Here is a 25,527-nt window from a genome sequence, read left to right as displayed (position 1 = left end):
CGTCTACGGTGCGAGCGTGATGGAGGCGCAAGGGTTCCACGACGGGCAGGTCGATGCAGGGGCAGCCCGGCGCCGTCGCCCCCGCCGGGGCGGCCCGTCTCCCGGAGCACGGCGAAGGCCCCGCGCAGCCCGGCGCCGTCCGGGGCGGTCCACCCGGCCAGTACCTGTCCGAGGAGGCCGTCCCCGGCGGCGGGGCCGGGGCGCAGCACCCGGGTGAGGCTCAACGTCAGGGGGGCGGCGCCGGGCTGCCCGGCCGGGCCGACCGCGAGGACGGTGGCGTCGGCGGTGTCGGCCGGCCCGCCGGGCCGCCGGGTCAGGTCCGCGGGTACGCCCGGGCCCTCGGGGCGGGCCTCGACGGTCGGGTCGGGGACATTGCTCTCCCGCTGGGCCTGGGCCGCCGTCTCGCCGGCCAGCAGGGCGAGCAACTGCCCGACGAGGACCGGGTCGTGGGCCCCGTCGTAGATCCAGCGCGTGCCCAGGACGCCGTGCTCGCTGGTGCCGATCAGGGCCGCTTCGGCGCCGGCCGGCGGGGCGCCCCGGTAGGTCAGCGGCACCTGGTAGGTGACCGGGGTACCGCCGGACCCGTCGGTGACGACCATGAACTCGAGGCCCACCTCGCCCTGCGGGTCGTCGATCCGGAACCCGCCCGCCGCGGTGAGGTCCGCCGCGGTGAGCTCCGCCGGACCCCCGCTTCCCTGGTACCAGGAGCGCGACGGGAGCCAGGCGGCGAGGAGTTCGTGCTTGGTCGGGGTCATGGTGGTGCGGTGGATGACAGCCATGACGGTGAATCTACCCCGGCCCCACCGGCCCGGGCGGGCGGCCGCCGACGCGCGGACGATCAGTCCTCGCCGGAGACGAACGCCGCCCGCAGCTCCTCCCTCAGCGACCGCTGGAAGGCCGTGACCAGGGCCTGCACCACCATCGGCTGCATGTGCGCCGACAGCGCCTTCATCGATTCCACCCGCTCCGGATCGCTCTCGCCCTCCGTGAACGGCCCCCACACCTCGTCGCGGAACAGCGCCGTCAACTCGTGCGCCGCCGACCGGGTGTGCTCCACCAGCACCCGCCGGGCCGCCAGGATCGTCTCGTGCGCGATCGGCACGTCGAGCAGCGCCACGCCCAGCCGCAGCAGCCCCACGTCCACGCGGAACCCGTCCCCCGAGACGGCGAGCACGTTCATCGCCGTCAGCCGCCGCAGATCGGTGTCCGACAGGCTGCGTCCGGCCCGCTTCTCCAGCTCCGGCAGCGAGGCGTCCCGGGCCGCGTCCGGAGCCCAGCTCGCCACCATCGCCCGGTGGATGGCCAGGTCGTGCGCGCTCAGGTCGTCGGGCAGGGCGTCGAGGTACCGCTCGATGGCCGACAGGGTCATGCCCTGGTGCTGCAACTCCTCGATCAGCGCGAGCCGCGAGAGGTGCTCCGGGCCGTAGTGGCCCACCCGACGAGGGCCGATCACGGGAGGGGGCAAAAGCCCGCGGGTGCTGTAGAACCGTACGGTGCGGACGGTGACGCCCGCCCGGGCCGCCAGCTCGTCCACGGTGAGCATCGGCTCGGGTGCCTGGTCGGCCATCGTCTGCGCCTCGCTCTCTGCTCCACAGCTTGGGTTCAACAGTATTGCTGTCGCACCAACGATGTGAAACGGCCAGGAGCTGCCCATGACCACGAACCTGCGACTGCCCGGACGACCCGAAGAGATCACCGTTCCCGCCCTGCTCGCCCGCAACGCCACCGCGCACGGCGCGCTCCCCGCCCTCTCGTGGCGCACGGGCCCCGACGCCGCCGGGTGGACGACCCTGACCTGGTCCGAGGTACGCCTCAAGGTGGCCGTCCTCGCCGCCGGGTACGCCGCCCTCGGAGTCGGGCGCGGCGAACACGTCCTGCTGATGATGGGCAACCGCCCCGAGCACTGGCTCAGCGACCTCGCCCTCGTCCACCTCGGCGCCGTGCCCGTCACCGTGTACGGGACCTCCGCGCCCGAGCAGATCGCCCACATCGCCCGCCACAGCGGAGCCAGGATCGCCGTCGTGGAGGGCGCCCGCGAACTCGCCCGGTGGGAGCCGCTGCTGTCCGACGCGGGCGTTCCCCTGGAACGCCTGGTGGTCGCCGAGGCGGCCGAGGCGGGCCCGCACGGCACGTACGCCTCCCTGTACGCGAGCGGCGTACGGCTGCACCGCGCCGACGCCTTCGACAAGGGCTGGCGGGAGACGCGCCCCGAGGACCCGCTGACCGTCGTCTACACCTCCGGGACCACCGGCGACCCCAAGGGCGTCCGGCTGACCCACCGCAACCTGATGCTCCAGGCGATCCGCCTGGACCGGCACGTGGACCTGCCCGAGCACGCCGAGCACATCTGCTACCTGCCCTTCGCGCACATAGCCGAGCGGGTCCTCGGCATCTACCTGCCGCTGCTGCGCGCCGCGCACGTACGGCTGTGCGCTGACCCCACCGCCGTCGCCGGCGCGGTCCGCGAGCTGCGCCCGGTGCAGTTCTTCGGGGTGCCCCGCGTGTGGGAGAAGCTGGCCGCCTCCGTACGGGCCGTGCTCGCCCGGCTCCCCGAGGACCAGCGGGCGGCCATCGAGGCCGCCAACGACCTGGCCCGCGCCCGCGCCGCCCACCGGGAGCGCGGCGAACGGGTCCCCGCCGCGCTCGAAGCCTCGTACGGGGCGGCGAAGGAGCGGGTGCTGGACCCGCTGCTGGGCCTGGCGGGGATGGACCGGCTGGTCTGGACGGCCAGCGCGACGGCGCCGATGCCCATCGACGTGGTCCGGTTCTGGGCGGGCTGGGGCATCACGATCATGGACGCCTGGGGGCTCACCGAGACCTCCGGCGTGTGTACGGTCAACAGCCCGGACGCGTTCCGCCTCGGCTCGGTGGGCCGGCCGATCGAGGGACTGGAGCTGCGGCTCGCCGAGGACGGGGAGATCCTCACCCGCGGCGCGACCGTCTTCGGCGGCTACCTGCGGCCCGACGGCTCGCTGGAGGACGCCGCCGACGCGGAGGGCTGGTTCCCGACCGGGGACATCGGCCGGCTCGACGAGGACGGGTTCCTCTGGCTGACCGACCGCAAGAAGGAACTGATCATCACCTCGAACGGCAAGAACGTCTCGCCGGCGCTGGTGGAGAACACCGTCAAGGAGCACCCGCTGATCGGGCAGGCCCTGGTCCACGGCGATGGCCGCTCCTACCTCGTCGCCCTGCTGGTCCTGGACCCGGAGCTGGCCCCGGCCTGGGCCGCCGCCCGGGGCATCGAGGCGGCCTCGCCCGAGGACCTGGCCGCGCACCCGGCCGTACGGGAGGAGGTCGAGCGCGCGGTGGCAGCGGCCAACGCCCGGCTCAACCGGACCGAGCAGATCAAGCGCTACCGCCTGCTGACGGGGGAGTGGGGACCCGAGAGCGGCGAGCTCACCCCCTCCCTCAAGCTCCGCCGGCGGGTGATCCGCGAGAAGTACGGCGCCCTGATCGACGGGCTGTACGAGGACCCCGCCCCGGCGCCGTAACCCGAACGGCCCCGGTCCGGTGGGCGGTCGCCCGCCCGCCGGACCAGGGTGGTGGAATGTCGACACACATCGCTACCCACCCGCCCGCCGGGTCAGGCCGGGTGACGGCCGATGGGCGTACTGCGTGACAATCCTGAATTCGCTCTCTTCCTCTGCCTGGCCGTCGGATACCTCGTCGGCAAACTGCGCGTCGGCCCCATCACGCTCGGCGGCATCTGCGGCACGCTGATCGTCTCCCTGCTGCTCGGGGCCTGGGCGCACGTCGAGATCGACGCCGACGTCAAGACGATCTTCTTCGCGCTCTTCATCTTCGCCCTCGGCTACATGGCCGGACCCCAGTTCTTCGCCAATCTCAACCGCAGGAGCCTGCGCTTCTTCGCGCTCTGCGGCATCGAGCTGGTGAGCGTCCTGGCCATCGCCATCGGCCTCGCCAAGGTCTTCGACCTGGACGTCGGCACCGCCGCCGGGATCCTGGCGGGCGCGGCGACCGAGTCCGCCGTGGTGGGCACCGCCACCGAGGCGATCGGCAAGCTGCCCGGTCTGACTGCGGAGCAGGTGACGACGTACCAGGGCCACGTGGCCACCGCGTACACCGTCTGCTATCTCTTCGGCCTCGTCACCATCGTGATCTACACCAGCCAGATCATGCCGATGATGATGCGCATCAACCTGCGGGACGCCTCGCGCGAGCTGTGGGAGAAGATGCGCGGCTCCGGGGGCTCCCTGGAGAGCGACGAGCGCGAGGCGCTGCCCGGCCTGGTCGGCCGGACCTACCTCGTCACGCACGCCGACGGCCGCACCGTCGGCGACCTGGAGACGAACTTCGGCGGCCGGGTCACCGTGGAGGTGGTCAAACGCGGATCCACGACCCTCACCCCGCGACCCGACCTCGAACTCACCCTTTCCGACCTGGTCCTGATCGTGGGCCGCCGGGCCAACACCATCGAGGCGGGCCGGGTGATCGGCCCGGAGACCCCCGGCATCCCCGGAGTGGACACCCCGCTCGCCACCAGCCAGGTCGCCGTCACCGACCGGGCCGTCTCGGGCAAGTCGCTGGACGACATCCAGCGCACGCACCCGGAGTTCGCGCGGGACGGGGTGTACGTCACCGACGTGCTCCGCAACGACCAGCACCTGCCCGCCACCCCGGAGACCGTGGTCGAGCGCGGGGACGTCGTGACCCTCGTCGGCGCCCGGTCCGGCCTGGACCGGGTCGTGGCCAAGATCGGCACCGTCGCGAAGAACGACGCCACCGACTTCATCTACCTGGGCTTCGGCATCGCGTTCGGCTCGCTCCTCGGCCAGCTCGTGGTCCGCATCGGCGGGGTCCCGCTGTCGCTGGGCACCGGTGGCGGCTGCCTGGTCTCCGGGCTGCTGTTCGGCTGGTTCCGCTCGCGCCGGCAGACCTTCGGGGCCTTCCCCCCGCAGGCCGCCACCACCATCAAGGACATGGGCCTCGCCCTGTTCATCGCCTGCACCGGCCTCACGTCCGGCCCGCAGGCGTGGCCGCTGCTCAAGGAGTACGGGGCGCTGCTGCCCTTCGCCGGGATCGCCATGGTCCTCGTACCGGCCACGCTCTCCCTCGTCGTCGGGCGCAAGCTGCTGAACATCGAGAAGCCCCTGCTCATCGGGGCCATCGCCGGCCAGCAGTGCTCGACGCCGGCCATCACCTCGGTGACGCAGGTGGCGCAGAGCTCCGTGCCGATGCTCGGCTACACGATCACCTACGCCCTCTCCAACTTCCTGCTCCCGCTCACCGGTCCGATCCTCGTCGGCATCCTCGGCGCCTGACCGCCTCTGACTCGGAGGGCACCCCCACATGATCGACTTCCTCAACCGGAACATCTTCCAGCCCCACCCCGAGCTGCTGGTGTTCATCACCGTCGCGCTCGGCTTCCTCTTCGGGAAGCTGCGCTGGCGGGCGATCGGGCTGGGCGCCGTCACCGGCTGCCTCATCGCCGGGCTGCTGCTCGGCGCCCAATTCAAGATCACCATCGACGGGACCGTGAAGAACCTCTTCTTCACGATGTTCCTGTTCGCCCTCGGCTACAAGGTCGGCCCGCAGTTCTTCCGCGGCCTGAAGAAGGACGGCCTGCCCCAGGTCCTCAACGCGGTCATCGTCTGCGTCACCGGCCTGCTCGTCTGCTGGGGCTTCGCCGCCCTCCTCGGCTACGGCCCGGGCCTGTCCGCCGGCCTGCTCGGCGGCGCCCTCACGCAGTCCGCCGTCATCGGTGTCGCCCAGGACGCCATCGGCAACCTGCCCGGACTCTCCGCCGACCAGATCAAGGAGCAGGAGAACCTCGTCGCCGTCGGCTACGCGGTCACCTACCCCCTGGGCACCATCCTGTGCGCGATGCTGCTGGCCAACGTGCTGCCCCGGCTCTACCGCCGGAACCTGGCCGTCGAGAGCGCCCAGCTGGCCCGCGAGCTCGACGCCCCCGAGGACGACCCCGACCTGCACGAGGGCTACTACGAGATCGTGCTGCGCGCGTACACGATCCAGCACGCCGACCTCGTCGGCAGCACCATCGAGGCCTTCGAGCAGCAGCAGAAGGCGCTCGGCCGCCGGATCTACCTCACCCGCATCCGGCGGGACGGCCAGATCCTCGACCACACCCAGGAGACCGTGCTCCAGCGGGGCGACGTCGTCGCCGTCAGCGCGCTGCGCGGCTCGCTCGTCGAGTTCGACGCCCGCTCCCACATCGGGCCGGAGACCGACGACGTCGAACTGCTCGGCTACCAGACCGAGACCCTGCACGTCGTGGCGTCCGAGAAGGCCCAGATGGGCAAGACCGTCGCGGAGCTCCGCCAGGAGCCCTTCATGGTCGGCGTCTACATCGACAAGCTGTACCGGTCGGGCGCCGAGTTCCCCTACCGGCTCTCCACACAGATCGAGCGCGGCGACACGGTCGTCCTGTCCGGGCCCAAGCGGCTCGTGGACCCGGCCGGCAAGGCCATCGGCAAGCCGGTGCCGACGAGCTTCGCCACCGACATGGTCTGGGTCGGCCTCGGCATCTTCCTCGGCGGCTGCATCGGCATCCCGGCCCTGACGGCCGGCGGGGTCCCGATCTCGCTGTCCACCTCGGGCGGCGCGCTGATCATGGGCCTGATCTTCGGCTGGATCCGCGGCCGGTACCCGACGTACGGCAACGTCCCGCCCGGCGCGCAGTGGTTCATGGACACCCTGGGGCTCTGCCTGTTCGTCGCGGTCGTCGGCATCAACGCCGGACCCAGCTTCACCAGCGGACTGGCCTCCGCCGGCTGGGGGCTGCTGATCTTCGGCGCGGTCGCCACCCTGATCCCGCTGATCGTCGGCTTCCTCGTCGGCCACCACGTCCAGAAGATCCGCTTCCCGATCCTGATGGGCGTCCTGGCGGGCGGCCAGACCACCACCGCCGCCATCGGCGCCGTCAACGAGCAGTCCAAGTCCCAGGTACCGGTGCTCGGTTACACGATTCCGTACGCCGTCAGCAACGTGCTGCTGACGATCTGGGGCGCCGTCATCGTCCTGCTCCAGCACTGAGGTCCCGCCGTCGAACCCAGCCGAACCCAGCCGAACGCTTTCGAAAGCCGTCGAACGCAAAGGAAGTCCGCCGTGCCCGAGACCAGTTTCAGCCGCGAGGAGATCCAGTCCTTCGCCCAGCTCAGCCCCTTCGAGCTGAAGGACAAGTTCATCCAGCTGGCCACCGCCGCCCAGGCCGACAAGCCCGGCCAGAAGGGGACCACGACCCGCGCCATGCTCAACGCGGGCCGCGGCAACCCCAACTGGATCGCGACCGGCCCGCGCGAGGCGTTCTACGCCCTGGGCTACTTCGCCCTGGACGAGTCCCGCCGGGTCTGGACCGCCGACAACCTCGGCGGCATGCCCGAGAAGAAGGGCATCGGCGAGCGGTTCGACTCCTGGGTGCGCCGCCACCCGGAACTGCCCGGCGTCGAGCTCCTGGAACGCTGTGTGCTCCACGCCCTGGAACGCTTCGGCTTCGACAAGGACGCGTACGTCCACGAGCTCACCGACGCGATCACCGGCGACAACTACCCGGTGCCCGACCGGATGCTCGTCCACGCGGAACAGGTCGTCCGCGGCTACGTCGGCGACGAGATGTTCGACAAGCGGCCGCCCGCCGGCAACCTGTCGCTGTTCGCCACCGAGGGCGGCACCGCCGCCATGTGCTACATCTTCGACTCCCTGATGAAGAACGGGGTCCTCCACAAGGGCGACAAGATCGCCCTGATGACCCCGGTGTTCACCCCGTACATCGAGATCCCCGAGCTCGACACCTTCGAGTTCGAGGTGGTCAACGTCTCCGCGAGCCTCTTCGCCGAGACCGGCGTACGGCAGTGGCGCTACCCGGAGGAAGAGGTCGCCAAGCTCGCCGACCCGTCGGTGAAGCTGGTCTGCCTGGTGAACCCGAGCAACCCGCCGTCGCTGGCGCTCAGCGAGCGGGTCGCCGACCAGATCAAGGACATCGTCGCCACCAGCAACCCGAACCTGCTGATCGTCACCGACGACGTGTACGGCACCTTCGTGCCCGGCTTCCGCTCGATCGCGGCCGACCTGCCCCGCAACACCCTGCTCGTGTACTCGTACTCGAAACACTACGGCTGCACCGGCTGGCGCCTGGGCGTCATCGGCCTGAACGACGACAACGTGATCGACGAGATGATCGCGGCCTTCCCGCAGGACCAGAAGGACCGCCTGGCCAAGCGGTACGGCACGCTCACCCTGGAGCCGGAGAAGATCCGCTTCATCGACCGGATGGTCGCCGACTCCCGCTCGGTGGCCCTCAACCACACCGCGGGGCTGTCCCTGCCGCAGCAGGTCATGATGAGCCTGTTCTCGCTCTTCGACATGCTGGAGGAGGGCCAGGCGTACAAGGAGCGCATCCGGCAGATCGTCCACCGGCGCCTGGACCTCCTGCTGGAGGGCGCCCAGATGAAGATCTCCGAGGACGACAAGCGGGCCGGCTACTACATCGAGCTGGACCTGCTGGCCGAGGCCGAGCGGGTGCACGGTCAGGACTTCGCGGACTTCCTGGAGAAGAACTACGAGCCGGTCGACCCGCTGTTCCGGCTCGCCGAACAGACCTCGGTGGTTCTGCTCAACGGCGGCGGCTTCGACGGCCCGCAGTGGTCCGTCCGCGTCTCCCTGGCCAACCTCGACGACCTGGACTACCTGAAGATCGGCCACCACCTGCGGCGGATCTTCAACGACTACGCGGCGGAATGGGACCGCGCGAAGCCCCCCGCCTGACCCGCCCCGCGGGCCGCCCCGGCCGCCCCGGCGCCCCCGCCGGGCCGGCCGGCCGCGGTGGTGTCGGTGGAGGTGACTTTCCTGCCCGGTCCGCAAACCCGAACGGACCCGACCGGTACGTACCGGCTCAGCCAGCCGTCGGTGGTTCGCAGGCCCCGCACTGGACGTTGCGAGGTACGCCCGTAGCCGGGTCCACGATCAAAGTGACACCGGCTCCGTGCGGGCAGGTGCGGCGGGGCCGCCTTCCATGCCTGCGGTCCACACGGACGGCGTCCCAGCGGGTTGCCAGATCGCGGTATCGCGGATCCACCCACACGCGGGCCTCGCCTGCTTCTTCGCTCACTGCGATCCCTCCCTCACGGCTGGTAGTCGACGACTGTAAGGGACCGGGTGCGTCAGGCGGCAGGTGCAGCGGCGCATGCCGATCCGCCCTCCGTGCACTCGCTGTGCATGCAGTCACCGCCGTGGATCTCCGCATCCGCGAGCGGCCCCCACAGGTACGCGTCCGGCTCGTACCCGGCCTCTCGAGTCGCCTCCATGGTCCGGTCCAGCGTGTGGGCCACCCGGCCGAGTGTGTCCGGTCCTTCCGGCCTGTGGTCGACGAACCGCCCGGTGTGCCGGCACAGCTCCCGGTACATGGCCGTGTGGAGGATCAGGGCGTGCCAGCCGATGTCCACCACCCTGGACGGGCGCAGGTGCCGCCCAGTGGCCTGACCTGCGGCGGCCACGAACTTGAGGGCCTCGCTTACGATCCGGGCGGCGAGGGCCTTGTCGATGCCGTCGTTTTCGCGCTGCACGAGGTGCGCCACGCGGTCGAATCCCTCGTCGGACAGCAGCGCTCGAGCGGAGGACTTCAAAGTGGTGGGCGTTGCCACAGCTGACCTCTCCTGTCGGGTGAGACGGATGGGTGGAACTTCAGATGCCGTTGACGATCGCGTTGAGCGAGAGCGCCGTGGCGGCGATGAACACGGCGGCGACGATCAGGGCCTGCTTCTGCCAGTCGGTCATCGTTCGACCGGCTCGTCCGGCCGACGCCACGGACAGCGCGCTCGGTGCAGCGTTGCCCCGCCCTCGGCTCCGCCGATCGCAAGCGCCTCTGCGCCGCAGCCGCGGCATCGGATGGGTAGGGCAGTCCACCGGCCGGTCGGGTACGTAGGCGTCGTCATGCCGGGCCGCCGTCCCGCGGGCAGGAGTAGACGTCGTAGTCCAGGGCGTACGGGCCGTCGTAAACCAAGGCGATGCCGCGGAGCAGGCGGTCGGCGGACAACTGCCCTTCGCATGCGACGCACGCGACGCCCTTGAGCTGCTCCGTCGAGAGCTGGCTGCTGACCGGGACGGGAACGTCCCGGCAGGCGGCCCCCGTGCGGCGACCGATCTCCAAATCGCCACGTGAGCTGGTCATTTCGGGTCTCCCGCCACAGATCTTCAGCGCGTCATGCGCTCGTAGGTGGATGATGGCCGGACACGCAGATGGGCAGATAGGCCATCGCGCGGCCATCGGTGGCCGCGTGGCGGCCACGGCCGGAGACAGACGCGATGACATTTCACACCGGAGCGGTTGGCCACCGGAACGACGCGCTTCGGGCCGCCCGGCTCAGGGTCGGGTGGCGTTCGATGCAGGGCGCAGCAGAAGCCGTCAGTCGCTATGGACAGCGGCTTTTGGACGACCCACACTTTCATGTGGCGGCCAGAACCTGGCGTCGCTGGGAGGGTGAAGTGGGCCAGCGTGGCTGGCCGCCGGAGGCCACCGCGATCGTCCTTCACGATGCCCTGGGCCGCTGGCCCGAGGAGCTCGGGTTCCAGCCGCCCGCCGGCTGGATCCGACCCGAGGCACACCAAGAGGCAGACGTGAACCGCCGGACCTTTGTCAACGTCACTGCGGCCGCGCTCGTGCCCGGCCCCACCGCCACGCAATACGTCGATCCCGCGCTGATCAGCTACTTCCAGGAGCAGTTGGAGGGGCACTACCGGGCCGACATGCTGCTCGGGCCGCACGACCTCATCGGTACCGTATCCGCGCAGTACCAGCTCATCGACAAGCTTGTCCGCTCCGCGCAAGGCGAGACCCGCAGCGGGCTGCTCCGCGTCGGCGCCGCGTATGCCGCGCTCGTCGGCTGGCTCTACCAGGACGCCGGTGACTTGAGCGCGGCCAGTTTCTGGCGGGGGGTGACGCAGGAGATCGCGGCCCGGTCCCGGGATCCGCACCTCTTCGGCTACAGCCTCGTCAACCTCGCGCAGGTCCGTACCGACCTAGGCGACGGGTATGGAGTCATCGACCTGTGCGAGGCCGCCCTCGTGGACGACCGCCTGTTCCCCAAGGTGAGGGTGATGGCCATGCAACAGCAGGCACACGGCGCCAGCCTCGTCGGCGACCGCACCGCTGTCGACCGGCTCATCGACGCGGCCGACGGCCTGATCTCCCGAGTCGACGACGACCTGCCCTGGGGCAACGCCTGTCGGCGGACCCCCGGCTACCTCGAAGTGCAGCGCGCCACCTGCTACGGCCGGCTTGGCCTGGGGCGTGAGGCGGAGTCCCTGTGGTCGCAGGTCCTCGACGCGGTACCCGCGACAGCCCGCCGGGATCGCGGCGTGTACCTCGCCAGGCACGCTACCGCCGCTGCCGGTGCCCGGGAGCCGGAGCAGGCCGTCGATATCGCGCGGGCGGCTGCCGAGATCGCCGTCGAGACCGGATCCGCCCGCATGCGCCGCGAACTGGGCATCCTGGAGAAGGCCATGCGGCCGTGGCACGATGCCCCGGTAGGCCGGGACCTCGCGGAGCTCCTGGCGCCGGTGCACGAGGGGAGCTGACATGGGCGTGCCGACGGTGCTGTCCGAAGAGGAGGTCGCGGAAGGTATGGCCGGGCTGCCGGGGTGGGAACGGAAGGGCGACGAGATCACCCGTACCTATCCGATCCGGTATCACGCGGCGGTGGCCGCGATCGTGACGATCGCCGACCGGTCCCGGCGGGTCCAGCATCACGCCGACCTCGACCTCCGCATCGACAGTCTCCGCGCGTCGATCACGACCCACGACGCCGGGTACCGGCTCACCGCGGCCGACTTCGACCTCGCGCACCGCATTGACGCGATCGTCGCCGCGCACCAGGCGCTTCCGCTCGACTGACCCTGGATGAACCAGTGAGCCCCTTCCTTCCCCGAAGGGCCGGAAGGGGCACCGGGAGGATGCGCCCGGCGTCGTGGAGGGTCGTCAGCGGCCGATCAGGGGGTAGTGGTCGCTGAGGTTGGTGTACGTGTAGTTCGTGCCCCAGCTGGAGACGGTCCAGGGTGCGGACTGCTCCTTGACCACGTTGTTCTCCCAGCCCGCCGGGCGGGCGTTGCCCTTGCGGTACAGGACGTAGTCCAGGTCCTCGCGCGGGTCCGTCGGGTAGCGGTAGGCGGCGATCGAGTTCAGGGCGGTGTCGAAGGAGTACGGGTGCCCGGTGCGGCTGTCGGTGTCGGCCAGGTCGGCGTTGGCGAGCAGGGACGCGTACTCGGGGGTGCGCGAGTCGACGTTCAGGTCACCGGCGACGATGACCTGCTCGTTCGCCGGGATGTTCTTCCCGTCCAGGAACGCGTCGATCGACCGGAACTGCCGGGCGCGCATCTCCGCCGCCTCGCCCGCGCCGCAGCCGGGGTCGGTGGACTGCGCGTGCGTGCCGACGACGTGCACCTTGGCGCCGTTGACGTTCAGCACGACGTAGGCGAAGCCCTTGTTCGACCACCAGTCGGCGCCGCAGGCGTCCTTGTAGACCACCTGCTCCTTGCGCACGATGGGCCACTTGCTCAGGACCGTGACGCCGCCGTCCTCCGGGGTGGTGGAGGAGTACGCGCCCCCGGTGGCGTCCCAGCCGCTCTTGGCGCGGCCGACGACCGGGGTCTGGTACGGGTAGCGCGCGGCCGAGTTGGCCTTGAGCGCGTCCGAGGCGCCGTTGTCGAAGGCCTCCTGGAGGACGACCACGTCGTGGCCCTGGTAGAAGGACGCCTTGGGGATCTCCGCAGCCCGGTGGTCCTGGCCCCAGTTCGGGTAGAGGCTCTTGCTCATCAGGAACACGTTGTACGACAGGACGCTGAGCCGCGGGGCGGCGGCGCTCTCCGCGGCCGTGGCGGCCGGCGCGGTGGTGGCGGCCAGCGCACCGGCGGCTATCGCCGCGACGGCCGCGGCGGCGGCCCGGTGACGGCGGTGGGGGGTGAGCAGCATGAGGTCTCCATCATTCCTGCTGGGGAAGATCGGCTCCGTCATCCAAGCAGCCACGGTTACTTCGGGGTAACACCCGCGACAAGACTTTCTGTCCGCAGCGCGACGAGGTGGGGGCGCCCGTGGAACCGGAGCCGGTCACTCCTGCGCGGAGGTCCACGTGAACGCCGCGAGCCCCTCCGTTCCGACGGCGCGGGCGGCCCCGGATCCGCGGTCCCGCCGCAGCCGCCCCGGCCGCCCCGGCCGCCCCGGTTGCCCGAGCCGCCGCCGTCGCCGCCGCAGGGCGAGGTGCAGTACGGCGAAGAGCGCCGCGGCGACCATGGCGACGGCGGCCAGCGTGATCGCCGCGGCCGCCAGGACGTACGGGGCGGCGGTCTCCAGCAACGCGGAGGGGGACAAGTCCATCCCCGCAGGATGCACCCGCGCAGGGCCCCGGCAGAAGCCCCGCGACCCTCGTCATACTGGGAGGAAGGGGATCCGGCAGAGACGGCCCGGGCCCAGACCCTGGGGGACACGATCATGAGTACGACGGAACACCCCGCGAAGGGATCACCGGGCCGGACGGCCGCCGGCCGCCGAGCCGACCCCGAGCCGCCGCCGCCCGGCGGCGTGCTGTGGACCATCGCCGGCGACGTACGCGCCCTGCTGATGCTCCCCGCCGCGTTCACCATGCAGGTCGCCCACCCCGCCATCGGCGCCGGCGTCGACGAGCACTCCGTCTTCCGCACCGACCCCTGGGGCCGCGGCGAGCGCTCGCTGCGCTCGGTCCAGCTGTGGGTGTACGGCGGGGAGGAAGCCGCCGAGGAGGGGCGCCGGGTCCGCCGCCTGCACAAGGAGATCCAGGGCACCGACACCCGGGGCCGGCGCTACCACTCCCTCGACCCCGCCTGCTACGCCTGGGTGCACGCCAGCGGCTTCCCGGTCTACCTGTACGCGGGCCGCTACCTGCTGCGCCGCTTCACCCCCGCCCAGGAGCGGCAGCTCTACCGCGAGTGGCTCCAGGTGGGCCGCGTCCTCGGGCTCCACGACCGGGACATGCCGCAGAGCATCGAGGAGTACTGGGTCTACTACCGCCGCATGCTGGCCGAGGAGATCGAGCCGACGAAGGTCGCCCGCGAGCTCGTCGCCACCGACGTGCCGCTGCCCCGCCCCGAGGGCGGCCCGCTTCCCGTGCGGCTGCTGCTGCGGATCGCGTGGCCGGTGCTGCGGGCGGCGTTCCTGCGCCTGCGGGCCTTCGTCACCGTCGGGTACATGCCGCCCGACGCGCGCGCCGCGATCGGCCTGGAGTGGACCCCGGCCCAGGAACGCCGCCTGCGGCGGTTCAGCACCGCCGTGCGGATCCTCGTACCGCTCCTGCCCGAGCGGCTGCGCTACCTGCCCGTCGCGCGGGCGGCGCGGGCCCGATGGCACGCCGCCGCCCGCTGACGGACCTCAGTGACCGTGGTCGTGGACCGTGTTCGTCTCCGCGATCTTCTTCCAGGACTTCGGCTCCGTCTGCTTGGCCGGGGCTGCCGGGAGCGAACGGGCCGAGGGGGACTGCGCTGCCTTGGCGTCCTTCGGGGCCTTGGCGGCGGCCGGGTTCAGGGCCGAGACGTCCGGCTTGCCCGGGGTGTAGAGCCAGGTCTCGAACAGCTGGGCCAGCGGCTTCTTCGAGATCTTCTCGGCGTAGCGCACGAAGTCGCCGACCCTGGCGTTGCCGTGCGCCCGCTCGGTCGGCCAGCCCGCCAGGATCTGGAAGAACTTCTCGTCGCCCACCTCGTTGCGCAGCGCCTGCACGGCGATGGCGCCACGGTCGTAGACGGCGCCGTGGAACTGGTTCTCCGGACCCGGATCACCCGGCTTGACCTGCCAGAACGGGTCCTCGGCCGGGCGGGTGGCGTACGCCCAGTCGGCGAGCTCCTGCGCGGTGCCCTCGCCCTCCTTCTCGGACCACAGCCACTGGCTGTAGCGGGCGAAGCCCTCGTTGATCCAGATGTCCTTCCAGCCCTCGACGGACACGCTGTCGCCGTACCACTGGTGGGCCAGCTCGTGGACGACCACCGAGACGTTCGCGCCGTTCTGGAACTGCCGCGGCCCGTAGAACGGCCGGGTCTGCGTCTCCAGGGCGAAGCCCGCGGTCACGTTCGGCACGTAGCCGCCCAGCGCGTTGAAGGGGTACGGCCCGAAGACCCCCTCCAGCCACTCCGCGACCTCACCGGTGCGCTCCACGCTGGCGCGCGCCGCGCCCGCGTTGTCGCCGAGGTCCTTGCTGTAGGCGTTGAGGATCGGCAGACCGCTCGCCGTCTTGTCGGTGGTGATGTCGAACTTGCCGACCGCGAGGGTGGCGAGGTACGTGGCCTGCGGCTTGTTCGAGCGCCAGTTGTACCGGGTCCAGCCGAGCCGTGAGGTCTGCGACTGGAGTACGCCGTTGCTGATGGCCTGGGTGCCGTCGGGGACGTTGACGGACACGTCGAAGGTGGCCTTGTCGGTGGGGTGGTCGTTGCTCGGGAACCACCAGACCGCCGAGTCCGGCTCCTGCGCGGCGACACCGCCGTCGGGCGTGCGCTGCCACGCCGACCAGCCGTCCACCTTGAACTCGGAGGGCTTCCCGGCGTACTTGACGACGACGCTGACCGAGGTGCCCCGCGCCAGCGGCTTCGCCGGGGTGACCTCCAGCTCGTGGTCGCCGGACGTGGTGAACTTCGCCTTCGTGCCGTTGACCCGGATCTCGCTGACCTTGAGGCCGAAGTCGAGGTTGAAGCGGGAGAGGTCCTGCTTGGTGGTGGCCAGGAGGGTGGCCGTGCCCTCCAGGAGGTCCGTCTTCGGCTGGTACTGCAGGCGCAGGTCGTAGTGCGACACGTCGTATCCGCCATTGCCGCTGGCCGGGTAGTAGGGATCGCCGATACCCGGTGCGCCCGGACCGGAACTCGCCGCCGACGCCGGGATCACCAGCAGGAGGGAAGCGGCGAGCACGCTCGGGGCGATGACTTTGCGGTGCACGAAGGGCTCCAAGTGATAGGGGAGACAGTGCGGTTCAAGGTCTCGTCGTTCGACCGTATTCACCCCTGGCGTCCCACGTCATGTCCATGGCCCCTGCATTCACACGATCGCCATTCGGCCGTCACGCCGGGGCCCCGCGGGCCGGTGGTGCGGGGGGCGGTCCGGCTCCCGCACCGGCTCGGGGGCCCGGGCGGCCCGGCTCCGAAGCCGGCCCGGGCCCGGACCCGGGCCGCAGAACGACCGGAAACGACCGCCCGCGCGGGGTGCCCCGGGCCTCCGCGGCCTCACCTTCCCCGGCGGGGTACCCGACATACTGAGCAGTCGGTAACCTGGCCGCCATGACCGTCTCGACGCTTCCCCCGCTCGCCGCCCGGCACGCCTGGCACGGCGCGATCAACCCGATCCACTCCACCGTGTACTTCTCCCCGGACATCACCAGGGAGTTCGCCGCCCTCGGGGTCAAGGACCGGGTCGCCGTCAACCTCGCCCACCGGTCCGCCGCCATGGGAGCGGTCGGAGCGGGCGCCGTGACCGCCGCGTTCTACAACTACCGGCACGACCTCGTCGCCCGGCACCTCCCGGCCGTATGGGAGACCGTCACGCCCGCCGAGGCCCTGGCCGCCCGCCTGCGCGCCGCCGACACCACCCTGAGCCGCCTCCTCGGTGCCGAGACCGTCGGGTCGCCCGAGGTCGCCGAAGCCGCAGACCTGGCGATGCGCGCCACCGAGGGCTGTACCCGGCACGGCCGCGCCCTCTACTCCGCCCACGCCGACCTCCCCGTGCCCCAGGAGCCCCACCTGCGCCTGTGGCACGCCGCCACCCTGCTGCGCGAGCACCGCGGCGACGGCCACCTCGCCGCCCTGCTCGCGGCGGACCTCGACCCGCTGGAGGCCCTCCTCAGCCACACCGCCACCGGCAAGGGCATGGCCCCGAAGTGGCTCAAGGCCACCCGCGGCTGGGAGCAGTCCGACCTGGACGCCGCCACCGGCCGGCTGCGCCGCCGCGGGGTACTGGACGCCGACGGCGCGCTCACCGCGGAGGGCGCCGCGCTGCGCGAACGGCTGGAGGCGGACACCGACCGGCTGGACGCCGCCCCGTACGAGCACCTCGGCGCGGCCGGCCTGGCCCGCCTGGCGGAACTCGGCGGCGGCCTCGTGATGAAGGCCGTCACCGCCGGAGCCTTCCCGGCGGACCTCCGCGGCTAGGGGGTGTCATCCCAGTCGTTCCGGACGCCGTCAGGGTGGGCCGCACGGCGGGAACGAGTGTGACGACACCCCCTGGTGCCGTGACCGGACGGGTCCACCGGGTCGCGGCACCAGGGCGTCCCTTCCGGATCCCGCCCACCGGGTCCCGGGGCCGCCGTGTGGCGGGCTTGCCCGCCCTTTCCGCGGCCACCTGCCACAATTGGCAGCCTTCCAGTGCAAACGAAGGCAGGCGGGACCCGATCGTGACGACGTCCATCGAATGCAGGATCGCCGAGGAGCTCGGCGTACGGGAACGGCAGGTCAAGGCCGCCGTAGAGCTGCTCGACGGCGGCTCCACCGTGCCGTTCATCGCGCGCTACCGCAAGGAAGCGACCGAGATGCTCGACGACGCCCAGCTGCGCACCCTGGAGGAGCGGCTGCGCTACCTGCGGGAACTGGAGGACCGGCGCGCCGCGATCCTGGACTCCGTACGGGAGCAGGGCAAGCTCGACGCCGAGCTGGAGGCGCGGATCAACGCCGCCGACACCAAGGCCCGGCTGGAGGACATCTACCTGCCCTTCAAGCCCAAGCGGCGCACGAAGGCGCAGATCGCCCGCGAGGCGGGCCTGGCGCCGCTCGCCGACAGCCTGCTGGCCGACCCGTCCGTCGAACCGGCCGTCGCCGCGGCCGCGTTCGTCGACGGCGACAAGGGGGTCGCCGACGCGGCGGCCGCCCTGGAGGGCGCCCGCGCCATCCTCACCGAGAAGTTCGCCGAGGACGCCGACCTGATCGGCGAACTGCGCGAGCGCATGTGGGGCCGCGGCCGGCTCGCCGCGAAGGTCCGCGAGGGCAAGGAGGAGGCGGGCGCCAAGTTCGCCGACTACTTCGACTTCGCCGAGCCGTTCACCGCGCTGCCCTCCCACCGCGTGCTCGCCATGCTGCGCGGCGAGAAGGAGGACGTCCTCGTCCTCGACCTGGAGCCGGAGGCCCCCGAGGACGCGGACACCCCCGGGCCCTCCACGTACGAGGGCATGATCGCCCGCCGCGCCGGAGTGAACGACCGCGGCCGGCCGGGCGACAAGTGGCTGGCGGACACCGTCCGCTGGGCCTGGCGCACGAAGATCCAGGTGCACCTCGGCATCGACCTGCGCACGCGCCTGCGCCAGGCCGCGGAGGACGAGGCCGTACGGGTCTTCGCGGCCAACCTGCGCGACCTGCTGCTCGCGGCCCCCGCCGGGACCCGGGCCACGCTCGGCCTCGACCCGGGTTTCCGCACCGGCGTCAAGGTCGCCGTCGTGGACGCCACCGGCAAGGTCGTCGCCACGGAGGTGATCTACCCGCACGTCCCCGCCAACAAGTGGGACGACTCCCTCGCCAAGCTGGCCCGCCTCGCCAAGGAGCACGCCGTCGAGCTGGTCGCCATCGGCAACGGCACCGCCTCCCGCGAGACCGACAAGCTGGCCGCGGACCTCATCGCCCGCCACCCCGAGCTGCGGCTCACCAAGGTGATGGTCTCGGAGGCGGGCGCCTCCGTGTACTCGGCCTCGGCCTTCGCCTCGCAGGAACTGCCCGGCATGGACGTGTCGTTGCGCGGCGCCGTCTCGATCGCCCGCCGGCTCCAGGATCCGCTGGCCGAGCTCGTGAAGATCGACCCGAAGTCGATCGGCGTCGGCCAGTACCAGCACGACCTGGCCGAGGTGAAGCTCTCGCGCTCGCTCGACACGGTCGTCGAGGACTGCGTGAACGGCGTCGGCGTGGACGTCAACACCGCCTCCGCGCCCCTGCTCTCCCGCGTGTCGGGCATCAGCGGCGGGCTCGCCGAGAACATCGTCGCCCACCGCGACGCCAACGGCCCCTTCCGCAGCCGCAAGGGGCTCAAGGACGTCGCCCGTCTCGGCCCGAAGGCGTACGAGCAGTGCGCGGGCTTCCTGCGGATCCGCGACGGGGACGACCCGCTGGACTCCTCGGCCGTGCACCCCGAGGCATACCCGCTGGTCCGGGCCATGGGCAAGACGGCGGGCGGCGAGGTGGCGGCCCTGATCGGCAACAGCGGCGTACTGCGCTCGCTGCGGCCGGAGCAGTTCGTCACCGAGGCCTTCGGCCTGCCCACGGTCACGGACATCCTGCGCGAGCTGGAGAAGCCGGGCCGTGACCCGCGCCCCGCCTTCAAGACGGCCACCTTCAAGGAGGGCGTGGAGAAGCTCGGCGACCTGGCCCCGGGGATGATCCTGGAAGGCGTGGTCACCAACGTGGCCGCCTTCGGTGCCTTCATCGACATCGGCGTCCACCAGGACGGCCTGGCGCACGTCTCCGCCCTGTCGAAGACCTTCGTCAAGGACCCCCGCGACGTGGTCAAGCCCGGCGACATCGTCCGCGTCAAGGTCATGGAGGTCGACATCCCGCGCAAGCGGATCTCGCTCACCCTGCGCATCGACGACGAGCCCGGCGCCGAGCGGACCCCCGGCGCGCCCCGGCAGCGCGAAGAGCGGCGGAGCGGCGGCGGCCGGCCCCCGCAACAGCGTGGCCAGGGCGGCCAGGGCGGCGGTCAGGGCCAGGGCGCCGGCCAGGGTCAGCGCGGCCAGGCGCCGGCCGCTCAGGACCAGCGCGGCCAGGGTCAGCGCGGCCAGGGTCAGCGCGGCCAGGGCCAGGGCCAGCGCGGCCAGGGCGCCGGGCAGGGCCAGAGCGGTGGCGGCCAGGGCCAGCGAGGCCAGGGCCAGCGCCCCGGCGCCTCCGCCCCGGCCCCGGCGAACAGCGCCATGGCCGACGCCCTGCGCCGCGCCGGGCTCACCGGCCCCGACGAGCGCCGCAAGCGGTAGCGCCGCGAGCGGTAGCGCCGCGAGCGGTAGCGCCGCGACTGGCGGCCACGGCGTGCCTTTGTGGCCACCGCGGCGTGCGCGGCGTCCGTACGGAATGGCCGAATAGCCTCCCCGTCAGGGGACATGCCTTGCCAACGCCCGCACAAGATCTGTAGGCATGGTGGAACGCCCGTTCGTCACCCGGCGAACGGGCTTCCGCGTTTCCCCCCTCAGGACCGTTTTCCCCGAGGCCGCCTTGAAGGCACAGGACGCCATGCCCATGCCCACGCACGCCTACCGACGCTGCCCGAGAAAGGGTCCGAAGAGGGATCACATGCCCCACCGGCAACTCAGCCTGCGCAAGAGGTGCGAGAACATTCTCGGCCATCTGGATCTCACCCGTCCGTTCTCCCTCGACGCGCTGTGCGACCGGATCGCCGAGCAGCGGGGCCGCCCCATCCGGCTCCACCCACTGCCCAGGGAAGCCGCCGAATCAGGGGTCTGCGGGCTGTGGGTGGGCACCGCCAGCATCGACTACGTCTTCTACGAGGCGCAGACCACCCCGCTGCACCGCGAGCACATCGTCCTCCACGAGCTCGGCCACATCCTCTTCGGCCACCACTCGCTGGACGGGCAGGAGGCGCAGGCCGACGGCGGCGCCCCCACCGTGCTGGGACGCACCAACTACACCACCCGTCAGGAACAGGAGGCGGAGATGCTCGCCAGCATGATCCGCATCCGCACGGTGCACGCCGGCCCCCCGTCGGCCGCCCGGCCCGGGGGCATCCTGGGCCGGCTGGAGTCCGCCATGGGCTACGAGCGGGGGAACGATGGCAGCTGACCTGACCGCGTTCGGCGACTGGCTCGCCGTCCCGAGCGTCGTGTGCCTGTGGATCGCGGTCCTGCTGCGCGCCCCCGGCGCCCTGCGCTCCCCGCACCAGCGCGGCCTGTGGCTCGCCGTCGCCACCGCCGCCGCCGCGATGACGCTGAACCTCCCCGCCGTCGTCACCTACGCGATGGGCCGCGACCCCGGCTACGCGCACACCATCGGTCTCGTCCGCAACCTCATCGGGGTGCTGTCGGCGGGCGCCGTGCTCTACTTCGTCGCCGCCACGACCCGCGGCCGCCGGCTCCAGCTCGCCTCCGCGGCCGCCACCGTCGCCTGGCTGGCCACCCTCGTCGCCCTGGACACGGCCGCGCCCGGACACGGCACGCACACCATGCCGCCGGTCGGCGACCCGGTGCCCTCCCTGGCGTACTGGCTGGTCCTGATCTCGGCCCACGTGATCGCCAACACCGTCTGCGTGGCCCTGTGCTGGCGCTACAGCCGCCGCACCGAGAGCCGCGGACTGGCGGCCGGGCTGCGGCTGTTCGGCCTCGGCACGGCCCTGGCCGGACTGTTCTGGCTGGCGTACCTGCTCAAGGCCCTGACCGGCAGCACCTGGGCGATGCCCGCGCTGCCGCTGCTGATGAACCTGCACGGCCTGCTGCGGGCCGCCGCGATCCTGGTGCCGACCCTGTTCACCTTCCGGCGCACCGCCGCCGACGCCGCGACCGCCTGGCGGCTGTGGCCGCTGTGGCGGGACCTGGTGCAGGCGGTCCCGCACGTGGCGCTGAACAAACCGCGGGCCGGCCGGGTCGTGGAGCTGCTGTGGCCGCCGGTCCCGCGCAACCTGCTCGTCTACCGCAAGGTCATCGAGACGCGCGACGCGATCCTGATCCTGGGCGAGCACGTCGCCCCGGGCGCCCTGGAACTCGCCCGCAGCCACGTCGCCGGAGCCGGGGTCCCCGAGCAGCGGCGCACCGCGGCCGCGCTGGCCCGCGTCCTGCGCGAGGCCCGGCAGGCCAAACTGGCCGGGCTGCCCGGACAGAGCGGCGAGGCGGCGGCGCTGGAACTGCCCACCGCGATCCAGACCTCCGAGGACGGCGGGGACCTGGAGGACGAGGCCCGGTTCCTCGTCGACGTGGCCCGGGCGTACGCCTCGCCGGCCGCCGCCTCCGCCACCCCGTGAACCGCACCACCGGGAGGAAGTGACACCCCTTGACCACCGTACTGATCACCGGTGCCAGCGCCGGACTGGGCGCTGCCTTCGCCCGGGGCTTCGCCGCCAAGGGCTGCGGCCTGGTGCTCGTGGCCCGCGACAAGGACCGGCTGGACGCCGTCGCCGTGCGGCTCGGCCGGGAGTACGGCGTACCCGCCGAAGTGCTGCCCGCCGACCTGCTGACGGACGGCGGCCTCACCGCGGTCGCGGAGCGGCTCGCCGACCGGACGGCGCCCGTGGACATCCTCGTCAACAACGCCGGCTTCGGGCTGCCCGCACCCTTCCCGTACAGCCCCGTCGAGGACGAGGAGCGGATGCTCGACCTGCTGGTCCGGGTCCCGCTGCGGCTCACCCACGCCGTGGCGCCGGGCCTGCGCGAGCGGCGCAGGGGCGCGGTGCTGAACGTGTCCTCGGTGGCGGGCCTGCTGCCGACCGGGACGTACGGCGCCGCGAAGGCGTGGGTCACCGCCTTCAGCGAGTCGCTCCGGGTGGACATGGAGCCGTTCGGGGTCCGGGTCCTGGCGGTGGTCCCCGGCTTCACCCGCACCGAGTTCCAGGCACGGGCCGGGATGGACGTCAGCGCCCTGCGCGACGCGGTCTGGCTGGAGCCGGACGCCGTGGTGGCCAAGGCCCTGAAGGACCTCGCCCGGCGCCGCCCGGTCAGCATCACCGGCCGCCGCTACCAGGCGTACGCCCTCGCCGCCCGCCACCTCCCGCGCGGCTTCGTCGCCCGGAGGATGGCCCGCACGCGGCGACCCCCGGCGGACGCCGCGCACTGACGGCGCCGGCCGCGGCGCGGCGTCGGCGCGACGGCTACAGCTCGGTGACCTTGCCGTCCGCCACCCGCAGGCGGCGGGTCACCTGGACCGCGTCCAGCATCCGGCGGTCGTGGGTGACCAGGAGCAGCGTGCCCTCGTAGGCTTCCAGGGCGGCTTCCAGCTGTTCGATCGCCGGCAGGTCCAGGTGGTTCGTCGGCTCGTCGAGGACCAGCAGGTTCACCCCGCGGCCCTGGAGCAGGGCCAGCGCCGCCCGGGTGCGCTCGCCCGGCGAGAGGGTGGCCGCCGGACGCAGCACGTGGGCCGCCTTCAGCCCGAACTTGGCCAGCAGCGTGCGGACTTCGGCGGGCTCGGTGTCCGGGACCGCCGCGCAGAACGCCTCCAGCAGCGGCTCACCGCCGAGGAACAGCCCGCGCGCCTGGTCGACCTCGCCGACCAGGACGCCGGAGCCGAGCGTCGCGGCCCCCGAGTCCGGCGCCAGCCGGCCCAGCAGGACGGCGAGGAGCGTGGACTTGCCCGCGCCGTTGGCCCCGGTGATCGCCACCCGGTCCGCCCAGTCGATCTGCAGGCTGGCCGGCCCGAAGGCGAAGTCCCCGCGCGTGACGGCCGCCTCGCGCAGGGTGGCCACCACGGAGCCGGAGCGCGGCGCCGTCGCGATCTCCATGCGCAGCTCCCACTCCTTGCGCGGCTCGTCGACGACGTCGAGACGTTCGATCGCGCGCTGCGTCTGGCGGGCCTTGGCGGCCTGCTTCTCGCTGGACTCGCCGCGCAGGTTCTTGCCGATCTTGTCGTTGTCGCTCGACTTGCGGCGGGCGTTGCGCACGCCCTTGTCCATCCAGTTGCGCTGCATCTGCGCCCGGCCCTCCAGGGCCGACTTCTTGCCCGCGTACTCCTCGAACTCCTCGCGGGCGTGGCCGCGGGCCCGCTCGCGCTCCTCCAGGTAGGAGTCGTAGCCGCCGCCGTAGAGGTTGATCTCCTGCTGGGCCAGGTCGAGTTCGAGGACCTTGGTGACCGTGCGGGTCAGGAACTCGCGGTCGTGGCTGATGACGACCGTGCCCGCGCGCAGCCCCTTCACGAACTGCTCCAGCCGCTCCAGGCCGTCCAGGTCCAGGTCGTTGGTCGGCTCGTCCAGCAGGAACACGTCGTAGCGGGACAGCAGCAGCGAGGCGAGGCCCGCCCGGGCCGCCTGCCCGCCCGAGAGCGCCGTCATCGGCAGGTCCAGGCCGACCGCCAGCCCGAGGTCGTCCGCGACCTCCTGGGCCCGCTCGTCGAGGTCGGCGCCGCCGAGGTTCAGCCACTGGTCCAGCGCCGTCGCGTACGCGTCGTCCGCGCCCGGGGTGCCGTCCACCAGGCCCTGCGTCGCCTCGTCCAGGTCCGCCTGCGCGGCGGCCACGCCCGTGCGCCGGGCCAGGAACTCCCGTACGGACTCCTCGGGCCGGCGCTCCGGCTCCTGCGGGAGGTGGCCCACGGCCGCGCTCGGCGGGGACAGGCGCAGCTCACCGGTCTCGGGAGCGTCCAGTCCGGCGAGCATCCGCAGCAGGGTGGACTTCCCGGCGCCGTTGACGCCGACGAGACCGATGACGTCGCCGGGCGCGACGACGAGGTCGAGATCGGCGAAGAGGGTGCGCTCACCGTGCGCGGCGGTGAGCTTCTTGGCGACGAGGGTTGCAGTCATGATCTGCCGATCCTATCCGGGCCCCGGACTCAGACTCCGACCAGCCGCAGGCCCGCCCACAGCGCGACCACGGCGCCGACGAGGGCGGCCGGAGTGGTGACCAGGCCGAGGCGGGTGAACTCCCCGAGGGAGACCCGGTCGTCGTGCGCGTGCAGGATCCGCCGCCACAGCAGGGTGGCGAGCGAACCGGCGTAGGTCAGGTTCGGGCCGATGTTCACACCGATCAGCACGGCCAGCACCGGCCCGGGCCCGGCGGGGGCGGCCAGCGGGAGCAGCGCGAGCACCGCGGGCAGGTTGTTGATCAGGTTGGCCAGTACGGCGGCCACCCCCGCGATCGCCAGCAGCGCGCCGAGCGACTCCCCGGCCGGCAGGATCCGGGCCAGCGCGTCGCCCAGCCCGTGGTCCACCACCGCCCGCACCACCACGCCCAGGGCCAGCACGAACAGGCAGAAGGCGGGCGCCGTCGAGCTTCCGATCCGGCGCAGGGTCGTCTCCCGGCGCCGCAGCGCCCGTACGGCCAGCACCACCGCGCCCGCGAGCGCCGCCCACGCCGGGCTCGCCCCGGCGAAGGAGGCCACGGCGAACCCGGCCAGGGTCAGCCCGAGCACCCACAGCGCGAACCGGGGCACGGCCACCGGCTCGGCGGCCTCCGGGACGTGCTCCGGCGGGGCCGCCAGGTCGGTGCGGAACCAGCGGCGGAACACCGCGTACTCCACCCCGATCGCCACCAGCCACGGCAGGGTCATCAGCGCGGCGAACCGGGTGAAGGACAGCCCGCTCGCGGCGAAGGCCAGCAGGTTCGTGAGGTTGGACACCGGCAGGAGCAGCGAGGCCGTGTTCGCGAGGTGCGCGGTGGCCAGGACGTGCGGCCGGGACCGGGCCCCCAGCCGCGCGGCGGTCGCCAGCACCACCGGGGTCAGCAGCACCACGGTCGCGTCCAGGCTGAGCGAGGCCGTCACCACCGAGGCCACCGCGAACACCCCGCCGAGCAGCGCGGCCGGCGACCCGGTTCACGGCGCCACCGCAGACCCCGTCGAACTGCACGACTCCCGTGCCGCCCCGGGACAGCCCGCAGGCCCGTTGGTGGGGTGAGCGGTTCGCCATCGAGGGCGGCGTCGCCCCCGGCACCGTGCTCT

Annotated in this window: 20 protein-coding genes and 1 pseudogene; 12 read left to right on the top strand and 9 right to left on the bottom strand. The window is 72.4% G+C overall.

All coding sequences use genetic code 11. The features are described 5' to 3' along the window. Both ABT106_RS21795 and ABT106_RS21790 read right to left on the bottom strand, forming a co-directional pair. Positions 1 to 779 (bottom strand): maltokinase N-terminal cap-like domain-containing protein (locus ABT106_RS21795; RefSeq protein ID WP_351279839.1); only part of this gene is annotated, 779 nt, incomplete at its 3' end. A 59-nt stretch (positions 780 to 838) separates the two neighbouring features. After that, positions 839 to 1,567, bottom strand: a complete 729-nt coding sequence (locus tag ABT106_RS21790) for a MerR family transcriptional regulator (RefSeq protein WP_351279836.1) — start codon at positions 1,565 to 1,567, stop codon at positions 839 to 841. A gap of 85 nt (positions 1,568 to 1,652) precedes the next feature. On the opposite strand from ABT106_RS21790, the gene ABT106_RS21785 reads away from it, so the two are divergent. The 4 genes from ABT106_RS21785 (at position 1,653) to ABT106_RS21770 (ending at position 8,745) form a co-directional block, all read left to right on the top strand. Next, complete coding sequence (locus ABT106_RS21785) at positions 1,653 to 3,494, top strand: AMP-dependent synthetase/ligase (protein ID WP_351279833.1); 1,842 nt, start codon at positions 1,653 to 1,655, stop codon at positions 3,492 to 3,494. A gap of 111 nt (positions 3,495 to 3,605) precedes the next feature. Beyond that, positions 3,606 to 5,285: an aspartate-alanine antiporter gene (gene aspT, locus ABT106_RS21780; protein WP_351279831.1), complete on the top strand. Its 1,680-nt coding sequence runs from the start codon at positions 3,606 to 3,608 to the stop codon at positions 5,283 to 5,285. A gap of 28 nt (positions 5,286 to 5,313) precedes the next feature. Next, the gene (gene aspT, locus ABT106_RS21775; RefSeq protein ID WP_351279829.1) at positions 5,314 to 7,017 is read left to right on the top strand and encodes an aspartate-alanine antiporter; all 1,704 of its coding nucleotides are present in this window, start codon (positions 5,314 to 5,316) and stop codon (positions 7,015 to 7,017) included. A gap of 72 nt (positions 7,018 to 7,089) precedes the next feature. Continuing rightward, positions 7,090 to 8,745, top strand: coding sequence for a bifunctional aspartate transaminase/aspartate 4-decarboxylase (locus ABT106_RS21770; RefSeq protein WP_351279826.1), 1,656 nt, complete (start codon positions 7,090 to 7,092; stop codon positions 8,743 to 8,745). A 395-nt stretch (positions 8,746 to 9,140) separates the two neighbouring features. Here ABT106_RS21770 and ABT106_RS21765 read toward each other — a convergent pair whose 3' ends face one another. After that, complete coding sequence (locus ABT106_RS21765) at positions 9,141 to 9,620, bottom strand: glycine-rich domain-containing protein (RefSeq protein WP_351279823.1); 480 nt, start codon at positions 9,618 to 9,620, stop codon at positions 9,141 to 9,143. A 287-nt stretch (positions 9,621 to 9,907) separates the two neighbouring features. Next, positions 9,908 to 10,147 carry a hypothetical protein gene (locus ABT106_RS21760; RefSeq protein WP_351279821.1) on the bottom strand — a complete coding sequence of 80 codons (240 nt, stop codon included), beginning with the start codon at positions 10,145 to 10,147 and terminating at the stop codon, positions 9,908 to 9,910. A gap of 134 nt (positions 10,148 to 10,281) precedes the next feature. Between ABT106_RS21760 and ABT106_RS21755 the strand changes: the two genes are divergently transcribed. Together ABT106_RS21755 and ABT106_RS21750 are read left to right on the top strand one after the other, a co-directional pair. Beyond that, positions 10,282 to 11,553: an NsdA family TPR-like regulatory protein gene (locus ABT106_RS21755; protein WP_502979446.1), complete on the top strand. Its 1,272-nt coding sequence runs from the start codon at positions 10,282 to 10,284 to the stop codon at positions 11,551 to 11,553. Position 11,554: 1 nt separating this feature from the next. Further along, positions 11,555 to 11,869, top strand: coding sequence for a 4a-hydroxytetrahydrobiopterin dehydratase (locus tag ABT106_RS21750; protein WP_351279816.1), 315 nt, complete (start codon positions 11,555 to 11,557; stop codon positions 11,867 to 11,869). An 84-nt stretch (positions 11,870 to 11,953) separates the two neighbouring features. Here the strand turns inward: ABT106_RS21750 and sph are convergent, their stop codons facing one another. Both sph and ABT106_RS21740 read right to left on the bottom strand, forming a co-directional pair. Beyond that, positions 11,954 to 12,943, bottom strand: coding sequence for a sphingomyelin phosphodiesterase (gene sph, locus ABT106_RS21745; RefSeq protein WP_351279813.1), 990 nt, complete (start codon positions 12,941 to 12,943; stop codon positions 11,954 to 11,956). Between the two features lie 135 nt (positions 12,944 to 13,078). After that, a complete protein-coding gene (locus ABT106_RS21740; RefSeq protein ID WP_351279810.1) occupies positions 13,079 to 13,345 on the bottom strand; it encodes a hypothetical protein in 267 nt (88 codons plus the stop codon). Between the two features lie 114 nt (positions 13,346 to 13,459). Between ABT106_RS21740 and ABT106_RS21735 the strand changes: the two genes are divergently transcribed. After that, positions 13,460 to 14,365: an oxygenase MpaB family protein gene (locus ABT106_RS21735; RefSeq protein ID WP_351279808.1), complete on the top strand. Its 906-nt coding sequence runs from the start codon at positions 13,460 to 13,462 to the stop codon at positions 14,363 to 14,365. A gap of 6 nt (positions 14,366 to 14,371) precedes the next feature. Here ABT106_RS21735 and ABT106_RS21730 read toward each other — a convergent pair whose 3' ends face one another. Next, entirely contained in the window at positions 14,372 to 15,919 is a 1,548-nt protein-coding gene (locus ABT106_RS21730; protein WP_351279805.1) for a M1 family metallopeptidase, read from the bottom strand. A gap of 338 nt (positions 15,920 to 16,257) precedes the next feature. On the opposite strand from ABT106_RS21730, the gene ABT106_RS21725 reads away from it, so the two are divergent. The 5 genes from ABT106_RS21725 to ABT106_RS21705 all read left to right on the top strand — a co-directional run bounded on the left by ABT106_RS21725 (position 16,258) and on the right by ABT106_RS21705 (position 22,719). Continuing rightward, positions 16,258 to 17,124: an SCO6745 family protein gene (locus ABT106_RS21725; protein WP_351279802.1), complete on the top strand. Its 867-nt coding sequence runs from the start codon at positions 16,258 to 16,260 to the stop codon at positions 17,122 to 17,124. 242 nt (positions 17,125 to 17,366) lie between these two features. Next, entirely contained in the window at positions 17,367 to 19,919 is a 2,553-nt protein-coding gene (locus ABT106_RS21720; protein ID WP_351279800.1) for a Tex family protein, read from the top strand. Between the two features lie 313 nt (positions 19,920 to 20,232). Beyond that, positions 20,233 to 20,739 carry a hypothetical protein gene (locus tag ABT106_RS21715; protein WP_351279798.1) on the top strand — a complete coding sequence of 169 codons (507 nt, stop codon included), beginning with the start codon at positions 20,233 to 20,235 and terminating at the stop codon, positions 20,737 to 20,739. After that, positions 20,729 to 21,910, top strand: coding sequence for an MAB_1171c family putative transporter (locus ABT106_RS21710; protein ID WP_351279795.1), 1,182 nt, complete (start codon positions 20,729 to 20,731; stop codon positions 21,908 to 21,910). The genes ABT106_RS21715 and ABT106_RS21710 overlap by 11 nt, the downstream gene beginning before the upstream one ends. Before the next feature lie 29 nt (positions 21,911 to 21,939). After that, complete coding sequence (locus ABT106_RS21705) at positions 21,940 to 22,719, top strand: SDR family NAD(P)-dependent oxidoreductase (protein WP_351279792.1); 780 nt, start codon at positions 21,940 to 21,942, stop codon at positions 22,717 to 22,719. A 34-nt stretch (positions 22,720 to 22,753) separates the two neighbouring features. On the opposite strand, the gene ABT106_RS21700 is transcribed toward ABT106_RS21705, so the two are convergent. Together ABT106_RS21700 and ABT106_RS21695 are read right to left on the bottom strand one after the other, a co-directional pair. Further along, positions 22,754 to 24,391, bottom strand: a complete 1,638-nt coding sequence (locus tag ABT106_RS21700) for an ABC-F family ATP-binding cassette domain-containing protein (RefSeq protein ID WP_351279789.1) — start codon at positions 24,389 to 24,391, stop codon at positions 22,754 to 22,756. A gap of 29 nt (positions 24,392 to 24,420) precedes the next feature. Beyond that, positions 24,421 to 25,398, bottom strand: a pseudogene (locus ABT106_RS21695) (ArsB/NhaD family transporter); the annotation flags it as partial. Between the last annotated feature and the right edge of the window lie 129 nt (positions 25,399 to 25,527).

The sequence above is a fragment of the Streptomyces sp. NPDC002044 genome (assembly GCF_040296725.1).
GTDB lineage: Bacteria > Actinomycetota > Actinomycetes > Streptomycetales > Streptomycetaceae > Streptomyces > Streptomyces antarcticus.
Note: the sequence above shows the minus strand (reverse complement) of the source record. Positions and strands in the feature narration are given on the sequence as shown.

Excerpts from the sequence above, each read along its gene's own strand:
- ABT106_RS21790 (WP_351279836.1), bottom strand. The coding sequence starts at position 1,567 with ATGGCCGACCAGGCACCCGAGCCGATGCTCACCGTGGACGAGCTGGCG.
- ABT106_RS21785 (WP_351279833.1), top strand. The coding sequence starts at position 1,653 with ATGACCACGAACCTGCGACTGCCCGGACGACCCGAAGAGATCACCGTT.
- aspT (WP_351279831.1), top strand. The coding sequence starts at position 3,606 with ATGGGCGTACTGCGTGACAATCCTGAATTCGCTCTCTTCCTCTGCCTG.
- aspT (WP_351279829.1), top strand. The coding sequence starts at position 5,314 with ATGATCGACTTCCTCAACCGGAACATCTTCCAGCCCCACCCCGAGCTG.
- ABT106_RS21760 (WP_351279821.1), bottom strand. The coding sequence starts at position 10,147 with ATGACCAGCTCACGTGGCGATTTGGAGATCGGTCGCCGCACGGGGGCC.
- ABT106_RS21755 (WP_502979446.1), top strand. The coding sequence starts at position 10,282 with ATGACATTTCACACCGGAGCGGTTGGCCACCGGAACGACGCGCTTCGG.
- ABT106_RS21750 (WP_351279816.1), top strand. The coding sequence starts at position 11,555 with ATGGGCGTGCCGACGGTGCTGTCCGAAGAGGAGGTCGCGGAAGGTATG.
- sph (WP_351279813.1), bottom strand. The coding sequence starts at position 12,943 with ATGCTGCTCACCCCCCACCGCCGTCACCGGGCCGCCGCCGCGGCCGTC.
- ABT106_RS21740 (WP_351279810.1), bottom strand. The coding sequence starts at position 13,345 with ATGGACTTGTCCCCCTCCGCGTTGCTGGAGACCGCCGCCCCGTACGTC.
- ABT106_RS21735 (WP_351279808.1), top strand. The coding sequence starts at position 13,460 with ATGAGTACGACGGAACACCCCGCGAAGGGATCACCGGGCCGGACGGCC.
- ABT106_RS21725 (WP_351279802.1), top strand. The coding sequence starts at position 16,258 with ATGACCGTCTCGACGCTTCCCCCGCTCGCCGCCCGGCACGCCTGGCAC.
- ABT106_RS21715 (WP_351279798.1), top strand. The coding sequence starts at position 20,233 with ATGCCCCACCGGCAACTCAGCCTGCGCAAGAGGTGCGAGAACATTCTC.
- ABT106_RS21710 (WP_351279795.1), top strand. The coding sequence starts at position 20,729 with ATGGCAGCTGACCTGACCGCGTTCGGCGACTGGCTCGCCGTCCCGAGC.
- ABT106_RS21700 (WP_351279789.1), bottom strand. The coding sequence starts at position 24,391 with ATGACTGCAACCCTCGTCGCCAAGAAGCTCACCGCCGCGCACGGTGAG.